Raw genomic sequence first — 3,116 nt, 5'->3', positions numbered from 1 at the left:
GCTGATCCGCTCCGGCAAGGTCGACCGGCGGCTGTTCGACATCACCACGCTTGTCGAGGCCGGGTACGACGACGCCCGCCGCGCCGACCTGCCGCTGCTGGTCGAGTACCGGTCGGACGGTGCCGCCCGGCGTTCGGTCGCCGCGCTCGGCGGGGTCCGGGTCACCCGTGACCTGCCGGCGATCGGCGGCGCGGCGGTCCGGGCCGCCAAGGACGAGGCCGGCGCGGTCTGGGCCGCCGTCACGGCCGGCCCGGTCGGAGCCCGTAGCGACACGGCGGAGGGTGTCGACCGGATCTGGCTGGACGGCAAGCGGCGACTCACCCTCGACCACAGCGTGGCGCAGATCGGTGCCCCCGCCGCCCACCAGGCCGGCTGGACCGGCCGGGGGGTCAGCGTCGCGGTGCTGGACACCGGCGTCGACGCCACCCACCCGGACCTCGCCGGCCGGGTCGCCGAGAGCCGGAACTTCACCGAGGTGCCCGAGCCGGGCGACGAGGTCGGCCACGGCACCCACGTCGCCTCGACGATCGTCGGCACCGGCGCGGCCTCCGGCGGGAGGTACCGGGGCGTCGCGCCGGAGGCCACCGTGCTCTCCGGCAAGGTGTGCGAGAGCACCTTCTGCACCGACTCGGCGATCCTGGCCGGCATGCAGTGGGCCGCCGAGGAGAAGCGGGCCACCGTGGTCAACATGAGCCTCAGCGGCTGGGACACCCCCGAGGTCGACCCGCTGGAGGAGGCGGTCGAGACGCTGACCGCCAGCACCGGCACGCTCTTCGTGATCTCCGCCGGCAACGACGGCAGCGACGGCTCGGTCGGGTCGCCCGGCTCCACCGACGCGGCGCTCACCGTCGGCGCGGTGGACCGCGACGACGAGCTGGCCGACTTCTCCAGCCGGGGCCCGCGCGTCGGGGACGACGCGCTCAAGCCGGACATCACCGCGCCGGGCGTGGAGATCGTCGCCGCCCGGGGGGCCGGCACCACGCTCGGCACCCCGGTCGGGGACGGCTACGTGACCGCCTCCGGCACCTCGATGTCCGCGCCGCACGTCGCCGGTGCGGTGGCGCTGCTGGCCCAGCAGCACCCGGAGTGGCGGGCCGGCCAGCTCAAGGCCACCCTGACCGCCGCCGCCCGACCGCACCCGGAGCTGACCGCGTACCAGCAGGGTGCCGGGCGGGTCGACGTGGCGCGGGCGATCGGCCAGTCGGTCACCAGCGACCCGGCCAGCGTCTCGTTCGGCCGCACCGAGTGGCCGCACGGCGACGACGAGCCGATCACCCGGACCGTGACCTGGCGCAACGCCGGCACCACCCCGCTCACCCTCGACCTCGCCACCGAGACCACCGGCCCGGACGGGGCCGCCGCGCCGGCCGGCATGTTCGCTCTCAGCGCGTCGCGGGTCACCGTGCCCGCCGGGGGCAGCGCCGAGGTGACGGTGAGGGCGGACACCAGCGTCCCGGCCGCCGACGGCTACTGGACCGGTCGGATCGTCGCCAGCTCCGGCGACGTCCGGGCGGTGACCCCGCTGGCCGTGCACCGGGAGGTGGAGAGCTACCCGGTGACCGTCCGGCACCTCGACACCACCGGCGCGCCCGCCACCGACGCCTGGACGACGCTGGTCGGGCTGGACACCTTCGTGGTCCGGGACCTCGTCGCCCCGGACGGGACCGCCGCGGCCCGGCTGCCGAAGGGCCGGTACGGCCTGGTCAGCTACGTCTTCGAGGACACCGGCGAGGGGCCGGCCGGCGCGGCGGCCCTGGTGCAGCCGGAGCTGGTCGTCGACGGGCCGACCGAGCTGACGGTCGACGCCCGCGTGGCCCGGCCGGTACGCCTGTCGGTGCCGGAACCGTCGGCCGAACCGGGCATGGTCGACCTCGGCGCGAACTTCTTCGGCGAGGACGTCGGCTACGGCTTCAGCCTGGGCAGCGCCGACTTCACCGGGCTGCGCAGCGGCCACCTCGGTCGCCGGGTTTCCGCCGAGCAGTTCGTCGGTACCGTCGGCGCCCAGTGGCTCAAGCCCGACGTGCCCGTCAGCCCGTACCTGTACGCGGTCAGCGAGGCCGTGCCCGGCCGGTACCCGACCGGGTTCGTCAAGGACTACCGCCAGCGGGACCTGGCGAAGGTGGTGCACACCTTCCGGGGCGGTGATCCAGGACTGGAGACGGAACGGGTGGTCTTCGGCGAGTCGACGAAGTACCCGACCGGGGCCTCGGGGCTCGGGGTGCCGGTGACCGTGCCGGGGCAGCGGGTCGAGTACCACAACACCAACGGGCAGCAGTGGTTCTCCCTGCTCCTCGCCGGCCGGGCAGACGACGACGGGAGTTTCGAGTACCTGTCGATACAGGAGTCGACGCCGACCGTCTACCGCCCCGCCCGGACCTACCGGGACACCTGGAACGTGGCGCCGTACGGTCCGTCCTTCCCGGCGCCGCGCTGGCCGGGGCAGGGCGTCACCCGTACCGGCGACGAGCTCACCGTCGACCTGCCGCTGCACAGCGACCAGGCCGGGCACACCGGCTACTCGCTGACCGACACCGCCCGGACCGCGCTGTACCGGGACGGCACGCTGGTCGCCGAGCACCCCGATCCGGGGTACGGGCAGTTCACCGTGCCGGCCGGCGCGGCGGCGTACCGGCTGGAGGTGTCGGCGGAGCGCTCCTTCACCGACCTCAGCACCCGGGTCGACAGCACCTGGACGTTCCGGTCCGGGCACGTCCCGGGCACGGAGCCGGCCGCGTTGCCCGTCTCGGCGGTGCGGTTCCGGCCGCCGCTGCGGGTGGACAACAGCGCCCCGGCGGGCCTGCCGTTCGCCATCCCGGTCGAGGTCCAGCGGCAGCCCGGTGCCCCGGCGGCGACGGTCACCGCGCTGACCGTCCAGCTGTCGTACGACGGTGGGAAGACGTGGCGCACGGCACCGGTGCAGCGGGTCGGCACGCGGTGGGTGGCCGCCGCGTGGCACCCGGCCGGCCCGGGGCACGTCTCGCTGCGGGCCACCGCCCGGGACAGCGCCGGCAACACGGTGACCCAGCAGATCATCCAGGCGTACCGCCTGCGGTGAGCTGACCGGTGACGGCGTTGCGGGCCCGGCGGGCACCCGCCGGGCCCGCAACCACGGCCGG

General features: G+C 75.5%; 1 protein-coding gene. It reads left to right on the top strand.

What is annotated here, in order from left to right; all coding sequences use genetic code 11:
* Positions 1 to 3,055: S8 family serine peptidase (locus AWW66_RS31775; RefSeq protein ID WP_067374427.1), on the top strand; the 3,055-nt coding region annotated here is incomplete at its 5' end.
* Positions 3,056 to 3,116: the final 61 nt, after the last annotated feature.

The organism is Micromonospora rosaria (assembly GCF_001567585.1).
Lineage (GTDB): Bacteria > Actinomycetota > Actinomycetes > Mycobacteriales > Micromonosporaceae > Micromonospora > Micromonospora rosaria.
This window is presented reverse-complemented; position numbering and strand designations above follow the sequence as displayed.